The following is a 16,681-nucleotide window of genomic DNA, read 5'->3' as shown; positions in this document are numbered from 1 at the left end:
CGCCGCGGCGCCGGGGGCGCCGGCCGGGGGGCGGGCCCCGACTCCCGGGCGGCCGGGGCCAACTCCCGCGCGTACGCGCCGCCATGGGCTCCACCCCGCGGTGCCATTGGTCCCACCTCTGGTGGTTTACGCCATTCGCGTGCGTTGCCTTGACCGCCCCCGAACCCCCTCTTATGGTCGCGCTTACACAGGATGTCCGACGTCTCCGTTCCCCCACACTGGAGGCACCGTGCGCGACGCGGCGACCCACGCCCGCAGGACGTTCCTGACACACACCGGCGCGCTGGGCGCGGCGGCCGCCCTGTCGTCGCTGACGGCGTGCGGCCCCAGGTCCACGATCGACCTCGGCGGCGACGGCTCCGACCGCACCCTCACGGCCGTGATCGGCTACGGCAACGACGGCAGCTGGGACCCCACCCAGACCGCGTCCGCGTTCGCGATGGCCGCCAACAACCACATCTACGAGGGCCTGGCCGACACCGACCCGATCACCCGCGCCCCCTACCCGGCGCTGGCGACCCGGCTGCCCGCCGACGATCACGCCACCACCTGGCGGTTCACCCTGCGCTCCGGGGCCACCTTCCACGACGGGAGACCGGTCACCGCCGACGACGTGGTCTTCGTCTTCGACCGGATCCTCGACCCGGGCACCCAGACCCTCGCCCAGGGCTTCTTCGCGAGCTGGCTGAAGGAGGCCCGCAAGGTCGACACCCGGACCGTCGACCTGGTGCTGAAGTTCCCCTTCCCGGACGGGATCGCCCGCCTCACCCTCGCCAAGATCATGCCGAGGCACGTGTTCGCCCGGCCCGGCGCCTGGGACGACGCGATCAGGGGACTGGCGGTCGGCTCGGGACCGTACCGGCAGACCGCGCACCACCCGAAGTCGAACACGACCTTCGCCGCGTACGACCGCTACAACGGCCCCCGCACTCCCGCCTTCCGGAAGATGAACTGGCTGACGATCGTCGACGCCGCCTCACGCGTGGCGCGGATCTCCGGGGCCGGTGCCGGCGCCCAGATCTCGGACAACATCCCCTACGCCAACATCCCCCGCCTCGAACAGGGCGGACTGTCGGTCGGCGGCGGCGCCGGGATGAACAACGCGTTCCTGATGTTCAACACGCAGCACAAGCCCTTCGACGACGTCCGGGTCCGCCAGGCCCTGCACTACGCCATCGACAAGGAGAAGATCGTCGAGGTCGCCCTCAAGGGCCACGGAAAACCCGCGAGTTCGTTCCTGAACGAGACCAACCCCGCCTACCGCACGGCGAAGACGGTCTACGACCACGACCCCGACCGGGCCAGGGCGCTCCTCAAAGCCGCCGGAGTCAGCGGCCTGCACGTGAACATCCTCGCCGTCAACGTGAGCTGGCTCGTCGACTGCCTGCCCACCATCAAGTCGTCCTGGGACGCGATCGGCGTCGCCACGACCCTGTCCCCGCAGGAGACCACGGCCGTGTTCACCAAGATGGACCAGAAACAGGACTACCAGGTCGTCGCCGCCGTCTCGAACCCCAACCAGTTCGGCCTCGACGCCGACCTGATCATGCACTACAACTACGGCCCCCAGAACCTCTGGACGGGCTACGCCCGCTGGTCCGGCGACGCCGTCGCGAAGCGGCTCTTCAGGGACATGGACGCGGCCACCCGCGAACCGGACCCGGACCGGAAGAGGACGATGATCCAGGACTACATCGACGTCGTCGCCGAACAGGCCGTCCTCTACCCGGTCGTCCACAACGAGCTGATCACCGCCTGGGACCCGCGCAGACTCACCGGCATAAGGGCCCAGCCCTACCCCGGCATCAACGTCCTCACCGCCAAGTGGGCCTGACCCCATGACCGCCGTCCTGCGCATCCTGCTGCGCCGCACCGCCCTGCTGGTGCCCCTGCTGCTCGGCATCGCCCTGTTCGTGTTCCTGGTGATGCGGTTCTCCGACGTCGACCCGGCGTCCGCGTTCTTCCAGGGCGCCAACCCCACCCCGCAGCAGCTCCACGACTTCCGCGAACGCAACGGCCTCCTGGACCCGCTGCCCCTGCGCTACGTCCACTTCGTCGGCGGCCTGCTCCACGGCGACCTCGGCACCAGCGCCCTCACCCGCACCCCGGTCCTCGACCAGGTCCTCACCGCCCTGCCGCTCACCCTCCAGCTGACCTTCCTCGGCCTCGGCATCGCCGTCGTCCTGGCGCTGGCCGCGGGCGTGACCGCGGCCATCCACCGGGACCGGGCCGCCGACCAGGTCATCCGCGTCCTCTCCCTGGTCGGGGTGGCCGCCCCCGCCTTCTGGCTGGCACTGCTGATGATCCAGTACCTGGCCGTCGACCGCGGCTGGTTCCCGGCCGGCGGCTACATCAACCCCGAGGACTCCGTCACCGGCTGGCTGCGGACCATGGCGCTGCCCGCCCTCGCGCTCTCCCTCCCGGTGGCCGCCCAGCTCACCCGGATCGTCCGCACCTCGGTGGTCGAGGAACTCGACAAGGACTACGTCCGCACCGCGATCGGCAGCGGCCTGCCACCCCATGTCGTGGTCGGCCGCAACGTGCTGCGCAACGCACTGGTCAACCCCCTGACCGTGCTGGGCCTGCGGGTCGGCTACCTGCTCGGCGGCGCCGTCGTCATCGAGACCGTCTTCGCCCTGCCCGGCATGGGCAAACTGATGATCGACGCCGTCCAGAACGGCGACCCGGCCGTGGTCCAGGGCGTCGTCCTCACCACCGCGACCGGCTTCGTCGTCGTCAACCTCGTCATCGACATCCTCTACCTCCTGGTCAACCCGCGCCTGAGGGAGGCCACATGACGACGTTCACCCGCGCGGCCCTCACCACCGCCCTCGCCCGCCCCGGCGTACGGCTGCGCAGACTGTCACCGCTGTCGAAGACGGCCCTCGCCTTCCTGGCCGTGGTCGTCCTGGTGGCGCTGTCCGCCCCCCTCCTCGCCCCCGACGACCCCCTCGCCCAGCAGGCCCCCGTCGACGGCACCGGCCACCCCTCCGCCGACCACTGGATGGGCCAGGACAGCCTCGGCCGGGACATCCTCAGCCGGCTGATGTACGGCGCCCGCTGGTCCCTCGCCATCGGCCTCGGCGCGACCGGCCTCGCCCTGGTCGCCGGAGCCCTCCTCGGCGCCTTCGCGGCCACCTCCCGCAAGGCCGCCGACGAGACCCTGATGCGCTGCCTGGACGTGGTGATGGCGTTCCCCGGCATCGCCCTCGCCGCCGTCCTGGTCGCCGTCTTCGGCGGCGGGATCACCGTCCTGATCTGCGCGATCGCCTTCCTCTTCACCCCACCGGTGGCCCGCGTGGTCCGGGCGAACGTCCTCGACCAGTACGGCGAGGACTACGTCACCGCGGAACGCGTGATCGGCGCCCGCACTCCCCACATCGTGCTCCGCCACGTGGCCGTCAACTGCGCCGCCCCCATCCTCGTCTTCTGCACGGTCCAGGTCGCCGAGGCCATCGTCTTCGAGGCGTCCCTCTCCTTCATCGGCGCGGGCGTCCGGCCCCCCGACCCGTCCTGGGGCAGCGTCATCGCGGACGGCAGGAACATGGTCCTGACGGGCGGCTGGTGGGCCACCCTCTTCCCCGGCCTGCTGATCCTCCTCACCGTCCTCTCCCTGAACATCCTCTCCGAGGGCGTCTCGGACGCGTGGGCGTCCCCGGCACCGAGGGAGGTGGAGCCGACTGAGCCCGTGCAGGTGGTCGAGCCCGGGGAGGCCCTGGAGCTGCCGTCCTTGACCGAGGCGGCCGACCGGCTACGACGGCGTGCCCGCCCCCTCCCCTCCCACGACGGCCCACCGGTCCTGTCCGTGGAGAACCTCACCATCGCCTTCCCGGACCGCCACCGGGGCACGAACATCGTCAACGGCATCAGCTTCGAGGTCCACGCGGGCGAAGTGCTCGGCCTGGTAGGGGAGTCGGGCTGCGGCAAATCTCTGACGGCCCTGACGATCATGGGCCTGCAACCGAAGACGGCAAGGGCGACAGGCCAGATCCTCTTCAACGCCGTCGGCCGAAGCGCCCCGTCAGGGGCGCGGGGAACTGCGCGACCAGCCACAACGCACCCGCAGCGGCCCGTGGACCTCACCACCCCCCACCGCCGCCTCCTCGGCCACGAGATCGCGATGGTCTACCAGGACGCCCTCTCCTCCCTGAACCCCTCCATGACGGTCAACGCCCAGCTCAAACAGCTGGTGAGACGCGGCGGCCACCAAACCCCGGCCGAACTCCTCACCCTCGTCGGCCTCGACCCCACCCGCACCCTGCGGAGCCACCCCCACGAACTCTCCGGCGGCCAGCGCCAGCGCGTCCTCATCGCGATGGCACTCTCCCGCGACCCCCGCCTGATCATCGCCGACGAACCGACCACCGCCCTCGACGTCACCGTCCAGGCCCAGGTGATGGAACTCCTCCTCCGCCTCCGCGAGGAACTCGGCTTCGCGCTGATCCTCGTCTCCCACGACCTCGCCCTGGTCGCGGACGTCACCGACCGGGTGGTGGTGATGTACGGCGGCCAGATCGTCGAGACCGGCGTCACCGCCGAACTGGTGGGCACCCCCACCCACCACTACACGCGCGGCCTGCTCGGCAGCGTCCTGTCGCTGGAGTCCGGGGCCGAGCGGCTCACCCAGATCAGGGGCGTGGTCCCGTCCCCCGCCGACTTCCCGGCGGGCTGCCGCTTCAGCGACCGCTGCCCGGCGGCGGGCGACGTCTGCCGTACGACACCCCCGGCCCTGGTCGGCACCCCCCGCCACACCGCGGCCTGCCACCACCCGGCCGTCGACCTGGCGGCGAGCGCGGAGGCGGTGACATGAGCGCGGTACAGCTGTCCGGCGTCCACGTGGTCCACCGGGCCCGCGGCGCAGGCCTGTTCGCCCGGGACCGGGTGTACGCGCTGACCGGCGCCGACCTCACCGTGGCGGCCGGCGAGACGGTCGGGGTGGTCGGCGAGTCGGGGTGCGGGAAGTCCACGCTGGCGAAGGTCCTGGTCGGCATCCAGCGGCCGACCGCCGGCACGGTCGCCTTCCACGGCCGGGACCTGTGGGCGATGCCGCCGGCCGAACGCCGCTCCACCGTCGGCGCGAGCACCGGCATGGTCTTCCAGGACCCCTCGACGGCCCTCAACCGCCGCCTGCCCGTACGCCGTATCCTCCGTGACCCGCTGGACGTCCACGAGCGCGGCACGAAGGCCGAACGGGAGGACCGGGTACGGGAGTTGATGGGCCTGGTCGGGCTGCCCCGGGCGCTCGCCGAAGCCCTGCCCGGCCAGCTCTCCGGCGGCCAGCGGCAGCGGGTCGCGATCGCCCGCGCCCTCGCCCTGGACCCCGACCTGGTGGTGGCCGACGAACCGACCAGCGCGCTGGACGTCTCGGTCCGCGCCCAGATCCTCAACCTCCTCCTGGACCTGCGCGAACGCCTCGGCCTCGCCCTGGTCTTCGTCTCCCACGACATCCAGACGGTACGGCGGATGAGCGACCGGGTGATCACCATGTACCTGGGCCGGATCGTCGAGGACACCCCGGCCGCCGACGTCACCGGCCACGCCCGGCACCCGTACACCCGGGCCCTGTTCTCGGCCACCCCCGGCCTGCTGAACCCCATCGACCCCATCCCGCTGACCGGGCCGGTCCCCTCGGCGACCCGGCCGCCGTCCGGGTGCCCGTTCCGCACCCGCTGCTGGCGGGCGGACGACGCGTGTGCCCTCCGCATGCCTGACTTCACGGCCGCGTCACGCCCCGCCCACCGCTACCGCTGTCACCATCCGTTGGAGGAGGACCAGCCGAGCCACAGCCTGCCCAGGGAGACCTGATGACGCTGCCCATCCAGCTGACCGGTGTCGTACCGCCCGTCTGCACGCCCCTGACACCGGACCGCGAGGTGGACGTCCCGTCCCTGCGCAGGCTCGTCGACCATCTGACGGCGGCCGGGGTGGACGGCCTGTTCGTGCTCGGCTCGACGTCGGAGGCGGCGTACCTGACGGACCGGCAGCGCAGGCTGGTCACCGAGACGGTGGTCGCCCACACGGCCGGGCGGCTCCCGGTCCTCGCGGGCGTCATCGACATGACGACCCCCCGGGTCCTGGACCACGTCGCGTCCGTCACCTCGGCCGGTGCGGACGCGGTCGTCGTCACCGCCCCCTTCTACACCCGCACCCATCCCGCCGAGATCGCCCGGCACTTCCGCCTGGTCGCCGGCCGGTCGCCGGTCCCGGTGATCGCGTACGACATCCCGGTCGCCGTCCACACCAAGCTTCCCGCCGGCCTGGTGCTGGAACTGGCCGCCGACGGGGTGCTGGCCGGGCTGAAGGACTCCAGCGGCGACCTGGCGGGGTTCCGGGAGGTCGTCGTCGGCAGCCGCGGCCTGTCCGGCTTCAGCGCGCTGACGGGATCCGAGCTGACCGTCGACTCCGCGCTCGCGCTGGGCGCCGACGGGGCGGTACCGGGGCTCGCCAACGTCGACCCGGACGGCTACGTCCGCCTGGACCGGCTCTGCCGGGCGGGCGACTGGGAGCGGGCGCGGGCCGAGCAGGAGCGGCTGTGCGGCCTCTTCCGGATGACCGGCGTCGGGGACCCGGCCCGGATGGGCGCCGGCTCGGCGGCGCTGGGGGCGTTCAAGGCGGCGCTGCACCTGCGCGGGGTGATCGACTGCCCGGCCACGGCCGAGCCCCAGGTGCCGCTGTCGCAGGAGGAGACCGAGTGCGTGGCGAAGTACCTGGCGGGGGCGGGTCTGATGTAGCAGCGGCCCGGAACCCGGGACAGACTCCGGCCGAGTCTAGGCACGCAGCGCCACATCGGTGATGCGAAGCGTGAAATTTGCAGGGGCGGGGGAGCCAGGTGAGGTGAACGCGATGAACCTCCCCATCGGCTCCTGTGCCGTCGACACCCGTACCGGACAACTGGGCATCGTGATGGGCCACGAGGGCCCCTACGTGCAGTTGCGGCCGTACGGGGGAGGGCGGGAGTGGGACGCGCACCCGGACGCCGTACGCGTCGCCACCCAGGCCGAACGGCTCAGCGCGGCCACCGCCCACGCCAACGCCCGCAGCCGCGGCGAGACCCCCTGAGGGTTCCCTTGTCCGCCGGCCCCCTCCGGCGGCAGGGCAGAATAGGCCCATGAGCCTGTTCCGCGACGACGGCATCGTGCTGCGCACCCAGAAGCTGGGTGAGGCGGACCGGATCATCACGCTGCTCACCCGCGGACACGGCCGGGTGCGGGCCGTGGCCCGTGGCGTGCGGCGGACCAAGTCGAAGTTCGGGGCCCGGCTGGAGCCCTTCTCCCATGTCGACGTGCAGTTCTTCGCCCGGGGGAGCGAGCTGGTGGGGCGCGGGCTGCCGCTGTGCACGCAGAGCGAGACCATCGCGCCGTACGGCGGCGGGATCGTCGCCGACTACACGCGGTACACCGCCGGAACCGCCATGCTGGAGACCGCCGAGCGGTTCACCGACCACGAGGGCGAGCCGGCCGTGCAGCAGTACCTGCTGCTGGTGGGGGCGCTCAGGACGCTCGCCCGGGCCGAGCACGCCCCGCATCTCGTCCTCGACGCCTTCCTGCTGCGCTCCCTCGCCGTCAACGGCTACGCGCCCAGCTTCGACGCCTGCGCCAAGTGCGGCATGCCCGGCCCGAACCGCTTCTTCTCGGTCGGCTCCGGCGGCACCGTCTGCGTCGACTGCCGGGTGCCCGGCAGCGTCGTACCCTCGCCGCAGACCCTGGTTCTGCTCGGCGCGCTGCTTACGGGAGACTGGGAGACCGCGGACGCGACCGAGGCACGGTACGTCCGGGAGGGCAGCGGGCTGGTGTCCGCCTATCTGCACTGGCATCTGGAGCGCGGGCTGCGCTCGCTCAGGTACGTAGAGAAAAGCTAGTAGCGAAAAGCCAGAGGGAGACGAGAAGCACATGGTCGTACGCGGGATCCTGGGGCGCCAGCGCCGCGAGTACAGGACGCCGGAACCGCACCCGTCCGGCGCCCGTCCGCCGAAGCTCCCGGGTGAGCTGGTCCCGAACCACGTCGCCATCGTCATGGACGGGAACGGCCGCTGGGCGAAGGAGCGCGGGCTGCCCCGTACCGAGGGCCACAAGGTCGGTGCCGAGCGCGTCCTCGACGTGCTCCAGGGCTCCATCGAGATCGGCGTCCGCAACATCTCGCTCTACGCCTTCTCCACCGAGAACTGGAAGCGGTCGCCCGAAGAGGTCCGCTTCCTGATGAACTTCAACCGCGACTTCATCCGCAAGACCCGCGACCAGCTCGACGAACTCGGCATCCGGGTGCGCTGGGCGGGCCGGATGCCCAGGATGTGGAAGTCGGTGGCCAAGGAGCTCCTGGTCGCCCAGGAGCAGACCAAGGGCAACGACCTGCTCACCCTGTACTTCTGCATGAACTACGGCGGCCGCGCCGAGATCGCCGACGCGGTGCAGGCGATCGCCGAGGAGGTGAAGGCGGGCCGGCTCGACCCGTCGAAGATCTCCGAGAAGACCATCCAGAAGCACTTGTACTACGGGGACATGCCGGACGTGGACATGTTCCTGCGGCCCAGCGGCGAGCAGCGCACCTCCAACTACCTGCTCTGGCAGAGCGCTTACGCCGAGTTGGTCTTCCAGGACGTGCTGTGGCCCGACTTCGACCGCCGCGACCTGTGGCGGGCGTGCGTCGAATACGCCTCCCGCGACCGGCGGTTCGGCGGGGCCATCCCCAACGAGGAGCTGCTGGCCATGGAGGGCCGCACGGAGGAGAACCCGTCCGGCATCTGACGGCCATCCGCCGTTCATGAGGGCCGTCGAGGATGCGGAAGATCCATCCAGGCCACCCCCCGGTCTCCCGCCTCTGGAACGGTCCTCATGAAGCGCGTCATCCCCGTCCTGACCCTCGGCGCCCTGCTCCTCACCGCGCTGCCCGCACACGCCACGGACACCGGGCTCACCCACCGCGACAGCTACGGCACCAAGGCCGTGTACTCCCCGGGCCAGAACCCGCGCACCTACCAGCAGCCGCCCGCCGGTTACACCGCCGTCTTCACCGAGAACGTCTCCCGGCACGGCTCCCGCTCCGCCACCGACGCCTCGGACGGCGACACGGTCCTCGCGCTCTGGAACCAGGCCGCGGCCGACGGCCAACTCACCAGGCTGGGCAAGAAGTTCGGCCCGGACGTACAGGCCCTCGAAGCGGCCATGAGCGCGATCGGGTACGGCAACCTCAGCGGCCGCGGCAAGGACGAACTCCGCGCGACGGCGGTCCGCCTGGAGAAGCGGCTGCCTTCTCTCTTCTCCTCGATCGCGGCGAACGGCGAGAAGATCGACGTCGTCAGCTCCGGCCAGGGCCGCGCGGTCGACAGCGGTACGGTCTTCTCCACCGCCCTCACCGACGCCGACCCGGCGCTGAAGGCTTCACTGGGCACCGCGCGCGTCGACAAGGACCTCCTGTACTTCCACAAGTCGGCGGGCGGCGCCGACTACCAGAAGTGGCTGGCGAGCGACGAGCGCCTCGCCGCCACCCTCAAGTCGATCACCGACCAGCCGGCCTCGCACCGGGCCGCCGCCCGGGTGCTCGGCAGGATCTTCAAGCCGGCGTTCGTACAGCGCATCGTGAACGGCGAGTTCGCCTCCACCGCCGACGACATCACCGCCGCCCAGGCCGTCTACAACCTCTACGCCATCGCGCCCGCCATGAGCGAGGAGAGCCCGAACGGCAAGGGCTGGGACTTCGACCGCTACATCGCCCCGCGTGACGCGGCCTGGTTCGGCTACCTCAGCGACGCCGAGGACTTCTACGAGAAGGGCCCGAGCTTCTCGGACAGCGACATCACCTACAAGATGGCCCAGCCGCTCCTCGACGACCTCTTCAAGCAGGTCGAGGCCAAGCGGGACGGCACCAGCACGCTGGGCGCCGAACTCCGTTTCACGCACGCCGAGGAGATCATCCCGCTGGCGGCACTGATGCAGCTGCCGGGCAGCGAGAAGGCCGCCACCCCGGGCGCCGACTACACCTACGCCGACAACGCGTGGCGCGGCGCCGAGGTCGCCTCCCTCGCCTCCAACATCCAGTGGGACGTCTACAAGAAGGGCGACGACTACCTGGTGCGGATGCTCTACAACGAGAAGGAGATCGCCTTCAAGACGGGCTGCCACCCGATCAAGAAGGGGAGCAAGTTCTACGACCTGAACGAACTGGAGCGCTGCTTCGGCAGGAGCTGACCGCGGGCTGGGGCGGGGGTGGGGACGCTTACCGGCGCTGGCAGGGTGCCGCTGCGCCCACCCGTGCCGCCCTGCGGCACGCCTGCCCGCAGCTGGGAAGCTGACGCGACTGCAGCGCCCCGTAAGGGGCGCGGGGCTGTATCTGATGTGCGGCTCCGCCGCGCGGGCGCGAGCAACCCCCACCGGGCCGCGCCCGGACAACGGGCTCAGCCCGTGGCGCAGTCCGCGCAGGTGCCGAAGATCTCCACGGTGTGCGCCACGTTGACGTAGCCGTGCTCGGATGCGATGGCCTCGGCCCACTTCTCGACGGCCGGGCCCTCCACCTCCACCGCCTTGCCGCAGACGCGGCAGACCAGATGGTGGTGGTGTTCGCCGGTGGAGCAGCGGCGGTATACCGACTCGCCCTCGGACGTGCGCAGGACGTCGACCTCGCCGGCGTCGGCGAGGGACTGGAGGGTGCGGTAGACGGTCGTGAGGCCGACCGAGTCGCCCTTGTGCTTGAGCATGTCGTGCAGTTCCTGCGCGCTGCGGAACTCCTCGACCTCGTCCAGGGCCGCCGCCACGGCTGCCCGCTGGCGGGTCGAGCGGCCCTTCACGGGCGGTCCTGCGGTCGTCACCGGGTGCCTCCTCACGTCACTGCCTCTGCCGGGCCATTGTGCCAGCCCGGATCGGGGGCGGTCAGACGCCGACCTCGTCGGCGGCCCCCCGGGTGGCCGGAATCGCGCACTCCGCCGGGTCCCCGGCGGGCCGGTGCGCGGCGGCCGCGCGGGCGCGTCGGCGGGCCAGCGGCGCGGCCAGCGCGGTCAGCAGGACGAACGCGGCGATGGTCAGCAACACGATGGTCGCACCGGGCGGAACGTCCTGGTAGTACGAGGTCACCGTGCCGCCGATGGTCACCGTCACCCCGAGCGCCGTCGCGATCGCGAGCGTCGCGGTGAAGCTCCGGGTCAGCTGCTGGGCGGCCGCCACCGGCACCACCATCAGCGCCGACACCAGGATCAGCCCGACGACCCGCATGGCCACGGTCACCGTGACGGCCGCCGTGACCGCCGTGAGCAGGTTCAGCGCGCGGACCGGCAGGCCGGTGACCCGGGCGAACTCCTCGTCCTGGCTCACCGCGAACAGCTGCCGGCGCAGGCCGAGGGTGACCACGACCACGAACGCGGCCAGGATCGAGATCGCGGTCACGTCGGACGGGGACACCGTGGAGAGCGAGCCGAACAGGTACGAGCTCAGGTTGGCGTTGGAGCCGCCCGGGGCGAGGTTCACGAACATCACGCCGCCGGCCATACCGCCGTAGAAGAGCATGGCGAGGGCGATGTCGCCGCGGGTCTTGCCGTACCAGCGGATCAGTTCCATGAGGACGGAGCCGACCACGGAGACCGCGGTCGCCATCCACACCGGCGAGGTGTTCAGCAGGAAGCCGAGGCCGACGCCGGTCATCGCGACGTGCCCGATGCCGTCGCCCATCAGGGGCTGGCGGCGCTGGACCAGGTAGATGCCGATCGCGGGGGCGGTGACGCCGACCAGGACGGCGGCGACGAGCGCCCGCTGCATGAAGGCGAAGTCGAGGAGTTCCATCAGATCGCCAGTCCCGTGCGCAGGGGTGTGTGCTCGTGGGGGTGTACGTGGTCGTGGCCGGGGAGGGCGTGCTGGCCGACCGCCTGCGGGGGCGGGCCGTCGTGCAGGACGCAGCCGTCGCGGAGCACCACCGCGCGGTCGATCAGGGGCTCCAGCGGGCCCAGTTCGTGCAGGACCAGGAGGACGGTGGTGCCCTGGGCGACCTGTTCGCGCAGGGTGGCGGCGAGAATCTCCTGGCTGGCCAGGTCGACGCCCGCCATCGGCTCGTCCATGATCAGCAGTTCGGGTTCGCAGACCAGGGCGCGGGCGATCAGGACCCGCTGGTGCTGGCCGCCCGAGAGCGCCGTGACGGAGTCCTTGGCCCGGTCCGCCATGCCGACCAGCTCCAGGGCGTGCCGTACGGCCGCGTGGTCGGCCTTGCGGAAGAGGCCGAAGCGGGCGCGGGACAGCCGGCCCGAGGAGACGATCTCGGTCACGGTCGCCGGGACCCCGCCCTCGGCGGTGGTGCGCTGCGGGACGTACCCGATCCGCCGCCAGTCCCGGAACGCCCGGCGCTCGGTGCCGAACAGCTCGATCTCGCCGCCGCTCACCGGCACCTGCCCGATGAGCGACCGGATCGCCGTCGACTTGCCGGAGCCGTTGGCGCCGAGCAGGGCGACGACCTCGCCGCGGTGCACGGTGAGGTCGATGCCGCGCAGGACCGGGCGGGCGCCCAGTTCGGCGCGGACAGCGCGCATCGCTATGACGGGTTCGCCTGTCGTCATCTCGTCGTCTCCCGTCATGAGGCGTCCAGCGCCTGCCGCAGGGCCTTGAGGTTGGCTTCCTGGACCGCGAAGTAGTCCTTGCCGCGGGACTTGGCCGTGATGCCCTCGATCGGGTCGAGGACGTCGGTCTTCAGGCCGGCGTCGGCGGCGATGGTCTTGGCGGTCTTGTCGCTGACGAGCGTCTCGTAGAACACGGTGGTGACGCCGTCGGCCTTGGCCATGGTCTCGAGGTCCTTGACGCGGGCCGCGCTCGGCTCCGACTCGGGGTCGAGGCCGTTGATGGCCTCCTCGGTCAGGCCGTAGCGCTCGGCGAGGTAGCCGAAGGCCGCGTGGGTGGTGATGAAGACCTTGGACTTCGTGTGCGCGAGGCCGTCCTTGAACTGGGTGTCGAGCGCGTCGAGCCTCTTCACCAGGGCGGCGGTGTTCTTCCTGTAGTCGGCCGCGTGGTCCGGGTCGGCCTTCTCGAAGGCCTTGCCGACGCCCTCGGCGACCTGGGCGTAGCGCACCGGGTCGAGCCAGATGTGGGGGTCGAGGCCGGACAGCTCCTCGTTCTTGGAGGTGTCGTGCGAGGCCGCGTGCCCGCCGACCTCGTTGCCGTGCTTCTCCAGCGTGGTGAAGGAGGCGGCGTCGATCTTCGTCTTGAGCCCGGACTGGGCGACCGCGTCGTCCACGGAGGGCTGGAGGTTCTTCAGGTAGAGCACCGCGTCGGACTCCTGGAGCATCGCGGTCTGCCTGGCGCTGATCTCCAGGTCGTGCGGCTCCTGGCCGGGCTGGGTGAGACTGGTGACGTGGACGTGGCCGCCGCCGATCTGATCGGCGAGGTAGGCCATCGGGTAGAACGACGCGACGACGTCGAACTTGCCGGTCTGGGCCGCCGTGGCGTCGCCGCCGCAGGCAGTGAGGGTCGCTATGCCGAGTGCGGTGACGGTGGTCGCGGCGGCCGTGGTTATGAGGCCTCGTCGTACGTTCATGAGAGTCATTTTCAACAAAAATGGAAACCGTTGTCAACAAACCTCTGGTGGGGAACCGATTTGGTTGAGGGGGAGGCCCCGCCGGTACCCTGAAGCATTCGCTCTGAAGCGTCTCGCTTCGTCGCCCGTCGTCGTAATGAAGAGAGCACCGTGGCCGCCGACAAGATCGACACCATCGTCAGCCTGAGCAAGCGCCGTGGCTTCGTATTCCCGTGCAGTGAGATCTACGGCGGCCAGAAGGCCGCCTGGGACTACGGACCGCTGGGTGTCGAGCTCAAGGAGAACCTGAAGCGCCAGTGGTGGCGCTACATGGTGACGTCGCGCGAGGACGTGGTCGGTATCGACTCGTCCGTCATCCTGGCCCCCGAGGTCTGGGTGGCCTCCGGTCACGTCGCCACCTTCACGGACCCGCTGACCGAGTGCACCTCCTGCCACAAGCGGTTCCGCGCGGACCACCTGGAGGAGGCGTACGAGGCCAAGCACGGCCGCCTCCCGGAGAACGGCCTGGCCGACGTGAACTGCCCGAACTGCGGCAACAAGGGCCAGTTCACCGAGCCCAAGCAGTTCTCGGGTCTGCTCTCCACCCACCTCGGCCCGACCCAGGACAGCGGCTCGGTCGCCTACCTGCGTCCCGAGACCGCGCAGGGCATCTTCACCAACTTCGCCCAGGTGCAGACCACTTCGCGCCGCAAGCCGCCGTTCGGCATCGCGCAGATGGGCAAGTCCTTCCGCAACGAGATCACGCCCGGCAACTTCATCTTCCGCACCCGTGAGTTCGAGCAGATGGAGATGGAGTTCTTCGTCAAGCCGGGCGAGGACGAGAAGTGGCAGGAGTACTGGATGGAGCAGCGCTGGAACTGGTACACCGGCCTGGGCCTGCGCGAGGAGAACATGCGGTGGTACGAGCACCCGAAGGAGAAGCTCTCCCACTACTCCAAGCGCACCGCTGACATCGAGTACCGCTTCCAGTTCGGCGGCAACGAGTGGGGCGAGCTGGAAGGCGTCGCCAACCGTACCGACTACGACCTGAACGCCCACTCCAAGGCCTCCGGCCAGGACCTCTTCTACTTCGACCAGGAGGCCCAGGAGCGCTGGACGCCGTACGTCATCGAGCCGGCCGCCGGCGTCGGCCGCGCCATGCTGGCCTTCCTGCTGGACGCGTACGTCGAGGACGAGGCGCCGAACGCCAAGGGCAAGCTGGAGAAGCGGACGGTGCTGCGCCTGGACCACCGCCTGGCCCCGGTCAAGGTCGCGGTCCTGCCGCTGTCCCGCAACCCCGAGCTGTCCCCGAAGGCCAAGGGCCTCGCCCAGGCGCTGCGCGGGCACTGGAACATCGAGTTCGACGACGCCGGTGCGATCGGGCGCCGCTACCGCCGTCAGGACGAGATCGGTACGCCGTACTGCGTCACCGTCGACTTCGACACGCTCGAGGACAACGCCGTGACGGTTCGTGAGCGCGACTCGATGAAGCAGGAGCGGGTGTCGCTGGACCAGATCGAGGGCTACCTCGCCGGACGCCTCCTGGGCTGCTAGGCCTGCGGCCCTGCCGCCCCCTCGCCCACCCTCCCACCCGACTCGGTCGGCCGGAGGGTGGGCGTTTTGGTCTGGGGCGGCGGTGCATTCCAACCGCCAGGGAGGCCGGCTGACCTCAGGAGGCACGGCGATCCCCCGGCCGCTCCGGCACCGCCGAATACCACCGTCGCGGCGGGATGGGGTGAGGTGGGGTGGCAGTGCATTCCGAGCGCTGGGGAGGCCGGCTGACCTCGGGGGCGCGGGGAACTGCGCGGTCGGCCCCCACCGGCCCGCGGGGATCCTCCGGCCGTTGCTCCGGGCTGGGTTGGGGTGGCGGTGTGTTGGGAGCGCCGGGGAGGCCGGCTGACCAGGGGCGCGGGGAACTGCGCGGTCGGCCCCCACCGGCCCGCGGGGATCCACGGGCCGGTCCGGCGCCGCCGGAATCCGCCGTTGCGGCGGGCCGGGGCGGGAGGCCGGGTGGTTCGGGGTGGTCAGCGGTGTTGGAGGGTCTTCACGTTGTCGCCGAATGTCCAGTTCTTCGAGCCGTCCCAGTTGATCGACCAGGTCATCAGGCCCTTGAGGGACGTGCCGTAGTGGTTCCAGGACTGGGCGACCAGGGACGGGGACATGTAGCCGCCGCCCGCCCCGGACTGTGCGGGCAGGCCCGGTACCTGCTTGTCGTACGGCACCTTGATCGTCGTACCCTGCACGACCAGCCCCTTGTTGAGGCAGTCGGTCTGGGCGGTGAAGCCGGCCACCGTGCCGGCCGAGTAGGAGTCGCCGGAGCAGCCGTACATGCTGCCGTTGTAGTACTGCATGTTGAGCCACCACAGGCGGCCGTTGTCGGCGTACTTCTTGACGATCGGCAGGTAGGCGCCCCAGATCGAGCCGTAGGTGATGCTGCCTCCGGTGACGTACGCCGTCTCCGGGGCCATCGTGAGGCCGAAGTTCGACGGCATCTGGGCGAGGATCCCGTCGATGATGCGGACCAGGTTGGCCTGGGACGTGGAGAGTTGGGTGATGTTGCCGCTGCCGACCAGGCCCGTTTCGATGTCTATGTCGATGCCGTCGAAGTTGTACTTCTTCAGGATCGGGACGATCGTCGAGACGAACCTGTCGGCCACGGTGGCGGAGCTGAGGTCGATGCCCGCGGCCGCGCCGCCGATCGACAGCAGGATCGTCTGGCCCGACGCCTTCGCCGCGCACATCTCCGCGGGCGTGGCCACCTTCACGCCCGTGTCCATGCCGTCCTCCCAGAGGGCGGTGCCGTCGGAACGGATCACGGGGAAGGCCGCGTCGATCACGTTGTAGCCGTGGGCGGCGATCGCGGAGTCGGTGATCGGGGTCCAGCCGAAGGGCGGGTGGACGCCGTTGGCGGAGCCGTCCCAGTTCTCCCAGTACCCCTGCAGCACCTTGCCCGCCGGGCGGGACTTGACCGCACAGGTGTCGGCGGCGGAGGCGGGCGCGGCGGCGGGGAGCTGGGTGAGACACGCGGTCGCGAGGGCGGCGGCGAGCAGACTGAGCGTGCGGCGGATCATGCGGGGCCTCCCGGTGGGGTCGGGGCGGGGCGCACGGGTCTCGTACGGGTGTCGTAGTCATGACAATGCTCGTGGTCCAGACCTTCCGTCAATAGGTCTGGACCATTCGGAAACAGGCGTGACAGCTGACAGAT

15 protein-coding genes are annotated in these 16,681 nt (G+C 70.8%); 10 read left to right on the top strand and 5 right to left on the bottom strand.

Going from position 1 to position 16,681, the window contains the following annotated elements; genetic code table 11:
- The first annotated feature begins 229 nt into the window (after positions 1–229).
- The 9 genes from ACWGKQ_RS46325 (at position 230) to ACWGKQ_RS46285 (ending at position 10,181) form a co-directional block, all read left to right on the top strand.
- On the top strand, positions 230–1,834 hold the full coding sequence (locus tag ACWGKQ_RS46325) for an ABC transporter substrate-binding protein (protein ID WP_453298117.1): 1,605 nt from the start codon (positions 230–232) through the stop codon (positions 1,832–1,834).
- Positions 1,835–1,838: 4 nt separating this feature from the next.
- Complete coding sequence (locus ACWGKQ_RS46320) at positions 1,839–2,798, top strand: ABC transporter permease (protein WP_453298116.1); 960 nt, start codon at positions 1,839–1,841, stop codon at positions 2,796–2,798.
- Positions 2,795–4,810, top strand: a complete 2,016-nt coding sequence (locus ACWGKQ_RS46315; protein WP_453298115.1) for a dipeptide/oligopeptide/nickel ABC transporter permease/ATP-binding protein — start codon at positions 2,795–2,797, stop codon at positions 4,808–4,810. Before ACWGKQ_RS46320 ends, ACWGKQ_RS46315 begins: the two co-directional genes overlap by 4 nt.
- The gene (locus ACWGKQ_RS46310) at positions 4,807–5,805 is read left to right on the top strand and encodes an oligopeptide/dipeptide ABC transporter ATP-binding protein (RefSeq protein ID WP_453298114.1); all 999 of its coding nucleotides are present in this window, start codon (positions 4,807–4,809) and stop codon (positions 5,803–5,805) included. Before ACWGKQ_RS46315 ends, ACWGKQ_RS46310 begins: the two co-directional genes overlap by 4 nt.
- Entirely contained in the window at positions 5,805–6,731 is a 927-nt protein-coding gene (locus ACWGKQ_RS46305; protein WP_453298113.1) for a dihydrodipicolinate synthase family protein, read from the top strand. Before ACWGKQ_RS46310 ends, ACWGKQ_RS46305 begins: the two co-directional genes overlap by 1 nt.
- Before the next feature lie 112 nt (positions 6,732–6,843).
- Complete coding sequence (locus ACWGKQ_RS46300; protein ID WP_453298112.1) at positions 6,844–7,059, top strand: hypothetical protein; 216 nt, start codon at positions 6,844–6,846, stop codon at positions 7,057–7,059.
- 49 nt (positions 7,060–7,108) lie between these two features.
- The gene (gene recO / locus ACWGKQ_RS46295; protein WP_453298111.1) at positions 7,109–7,858 is read left to right on the top strand and encodes a DNA repair protein RecO; all 750 of its coding nucleotides are present in this window, start codon (positions 7,109–7,111) and stop codon (positions 7,856–7,858) included.
- 31 nt (positions 7,859–7,889) lie between these two features.
- Positions 7,890–8,741: an isoprenyl transferase gene (locus tag ACWGKQ_RS46290; protein WP_453298110.1), complete on the top strand. Its 852-nt coding sequence runs from the start codon at positions 7,890–7,892 to the stop codon at positions 8,739–8,741.
- 87 nt (positions 8,742–8,828) lie between these two features.
- Positions 8,829–10,181 (top strand): histidine-type phosphatase, encoded by a 1,353-nt coding sequence (locus tag ACWGKQ_RS46285; protein ID WP_453298109.1) that lies wholly within the window; start codon positions 8,829–8,831, stop codon positions 10,179–10,181.
- Positions 10,182–10,387: 206 nt separating this feature from the next.
- Here ACWGKQ_RS46285 and ACWGKQ_RS46280 read toward each other — a convergent pair whose 3' ends face one another.
- The 4 genes from ACWGKQ_RS46280 to ACWGKQ_RS46265 all read right to left on the bottom strand — a co-directional run bounded on the left by ACWGKQ_RS46280 (position 10,388) and on the right by ACWGKQ_RS46265 (position 13,497).
- Positions 10,388–10,798: a Fur family transcriptional regulator gene (locus ACWGKQ_RS46280; protein WP_453298108.1), complete on the bottom strand. Its 411-nt coding sequence runs from the start codon at positions 10,796–10,798 to the stop codon at positions 10,388–10,390.
- Positions 10,799–10,859: 61 nt separating this feature from the next.
- Entirely contained in the window at positions 10,860–11,762 is a 903-nt protein-coding gene (locus ACWGKQ_RS46275) for a metal ABC transporter permease (RefSeq protein WP_453298107.1), read from the bottom strand.
- Positions 11,762–12,544 (bottom strand): metal ABC transporter ATP-binding protein, encoded by a 783-nt coding sequence (locus ACWGKQ_RS46270; RefSeq protein ID WP_453298106.1) that lies wholly within the window; start codon positions 12,542–12,544, stop codon positions 11,762–11,764. Before ACWGKQ_RS46270 ends, ACWGKQ_RS46275 begins: the two co-directional genes overlap by 1 nt.
- On the bottom strand, positions 12,541–13,497 hold the full coding sequence (locus ACWGKQ_RS46265) for a metal ABC transporter substrate-binding protein (RefSeq protein WP_453298105.1): 957 nt from the start codon (positions 13,495–13,497) through the stop codon (positions 12,541–12,543). Before ACWGKQ_RS46265 ends, ACWGKQ_RS46270 begins: the two co-directional genes overlap by 4 nt.
- Before the next feature lie 150 nt (positions 13,498–13,647).
- Between ACWGKQ_RS46265 and ACWGKQ_RS46260 the strand changes: the two genes are divergently transcribed.
- A complete protein-coding gene (locus ACWGKQ_RS46260; RefSeq protein ID WP_453298104.1) occupies positions 13,648–15,030 on the top strand; it encodes a glycine--tRNA ligase in 1,383 nt (460 codons plus the stop codon).
- Positions 15,031–15,500: 470 nt separating this feature from the next.
- Here ACWGKQ_RS46260 and ACWGKQ_RS46255 read toward each other — a convergent pair whose 3' ends face one another.
- Entirely contained in the window at positions 15,501–16,547 is a 1,047-nt protein-coding gene (locus ACWGKQ_RS46255; RefSeq protein ID WP_453298103.1) for a chitinase, read from the bottom strand.
- Between the last annotated feature and the right edge of the window lie 134 nt (positions 16,548–16,681).

This window comes from Streptomyces sp. NPDC054770, assembly GCF_053611985.1.
This window is presented reverse-complemented; position numbering and strand designations above follow the sequence as displayed.

Coding starts and splice junctions, on each gene's coding strand:
- ACWGKQ_RS46305 (WP_453298113.1), top strand. CDS start 5,805: ATGACGCTGCCCATCCAGCTGACCGGTGTCGTACCGCCCGTCTGCACG.
- recO (WP_453298111.1), top strand. CDS start 7,109: ATGAGCCTGTTCCGCGACGACGGCATCGTGCTGCGCACCCAGAAGCTG.
- ACWGKQ_RS46285 (WP_453298109.1), top strand. CDS start 8,829: ATGAAGCGCGTCATCCCCGTCCTGACCCTCGGCGCCCTGCTCCTCACC.
- ACWGKQ_RS46270 (WP_453298106.1), bottom strand. CDS start 12,544: ATGACGGGAGACGACGAGATGACGACAGGCGAACCCGTCATAGCGATG.
- ACWGKQ_RS46290 (WP_453298110.1), top strand. CDS start 7,890: ATGGTCGTACGCGGGATCCTGGGGCGCCAGCGCCGCGAGTACAGGACG.
- ACWGKQ_RS46275 (WP_453298107.1), bottom strand. CDS start 11,762: ATGGAACTCCTCGACTTCGCCTTCATGCAGCGGGCGCTCGTCGCCGCC.
- ACWGKQ_RS46315 (WP_453298115.1), top strand. CDS start 2,795: ATGACGACGTTCACCCGCGCGGCCCTCACCACCGCCCTCGCCCGCCCC.
- ACWGKQ_RS46310 (WP_453298114.1), top strand. CDS start 4,807: ATGAGCGCGGTACAGCTGTCCGGCGTCCACGTGGTCCACCGGGCCCGC.
- ACWGKQ_RS46320 (WP_453298116.1), top strand. CDS start 1,839: ATGACCGCCGTCCTGCGCATCCTGCTGCGCCGCACCGCCCTGCTGGTG.
- ACWGKQ_RS46300 (WP_453298112.1), top strand. CDS start 6,844: ATGAACCTCCCCATCGGCTCCTGTGCCGTCGACACCCGTACCGGACAA.
- ACWGKQ_RS46265 (WP_453298105.1), bottom strand. CDS start 13,497: ATGAACGTACGACGAGGCCTCATAACCACGGCCGCCGCGACCACCGTC.
- ACWGKQ_RS46255 (WP_453298103.1), bottom strand. CDS start 16,547: ATGATCCGCCGCACGCTCAGTCTGCTCGCCGCCGCCCTCGCGACCGCG.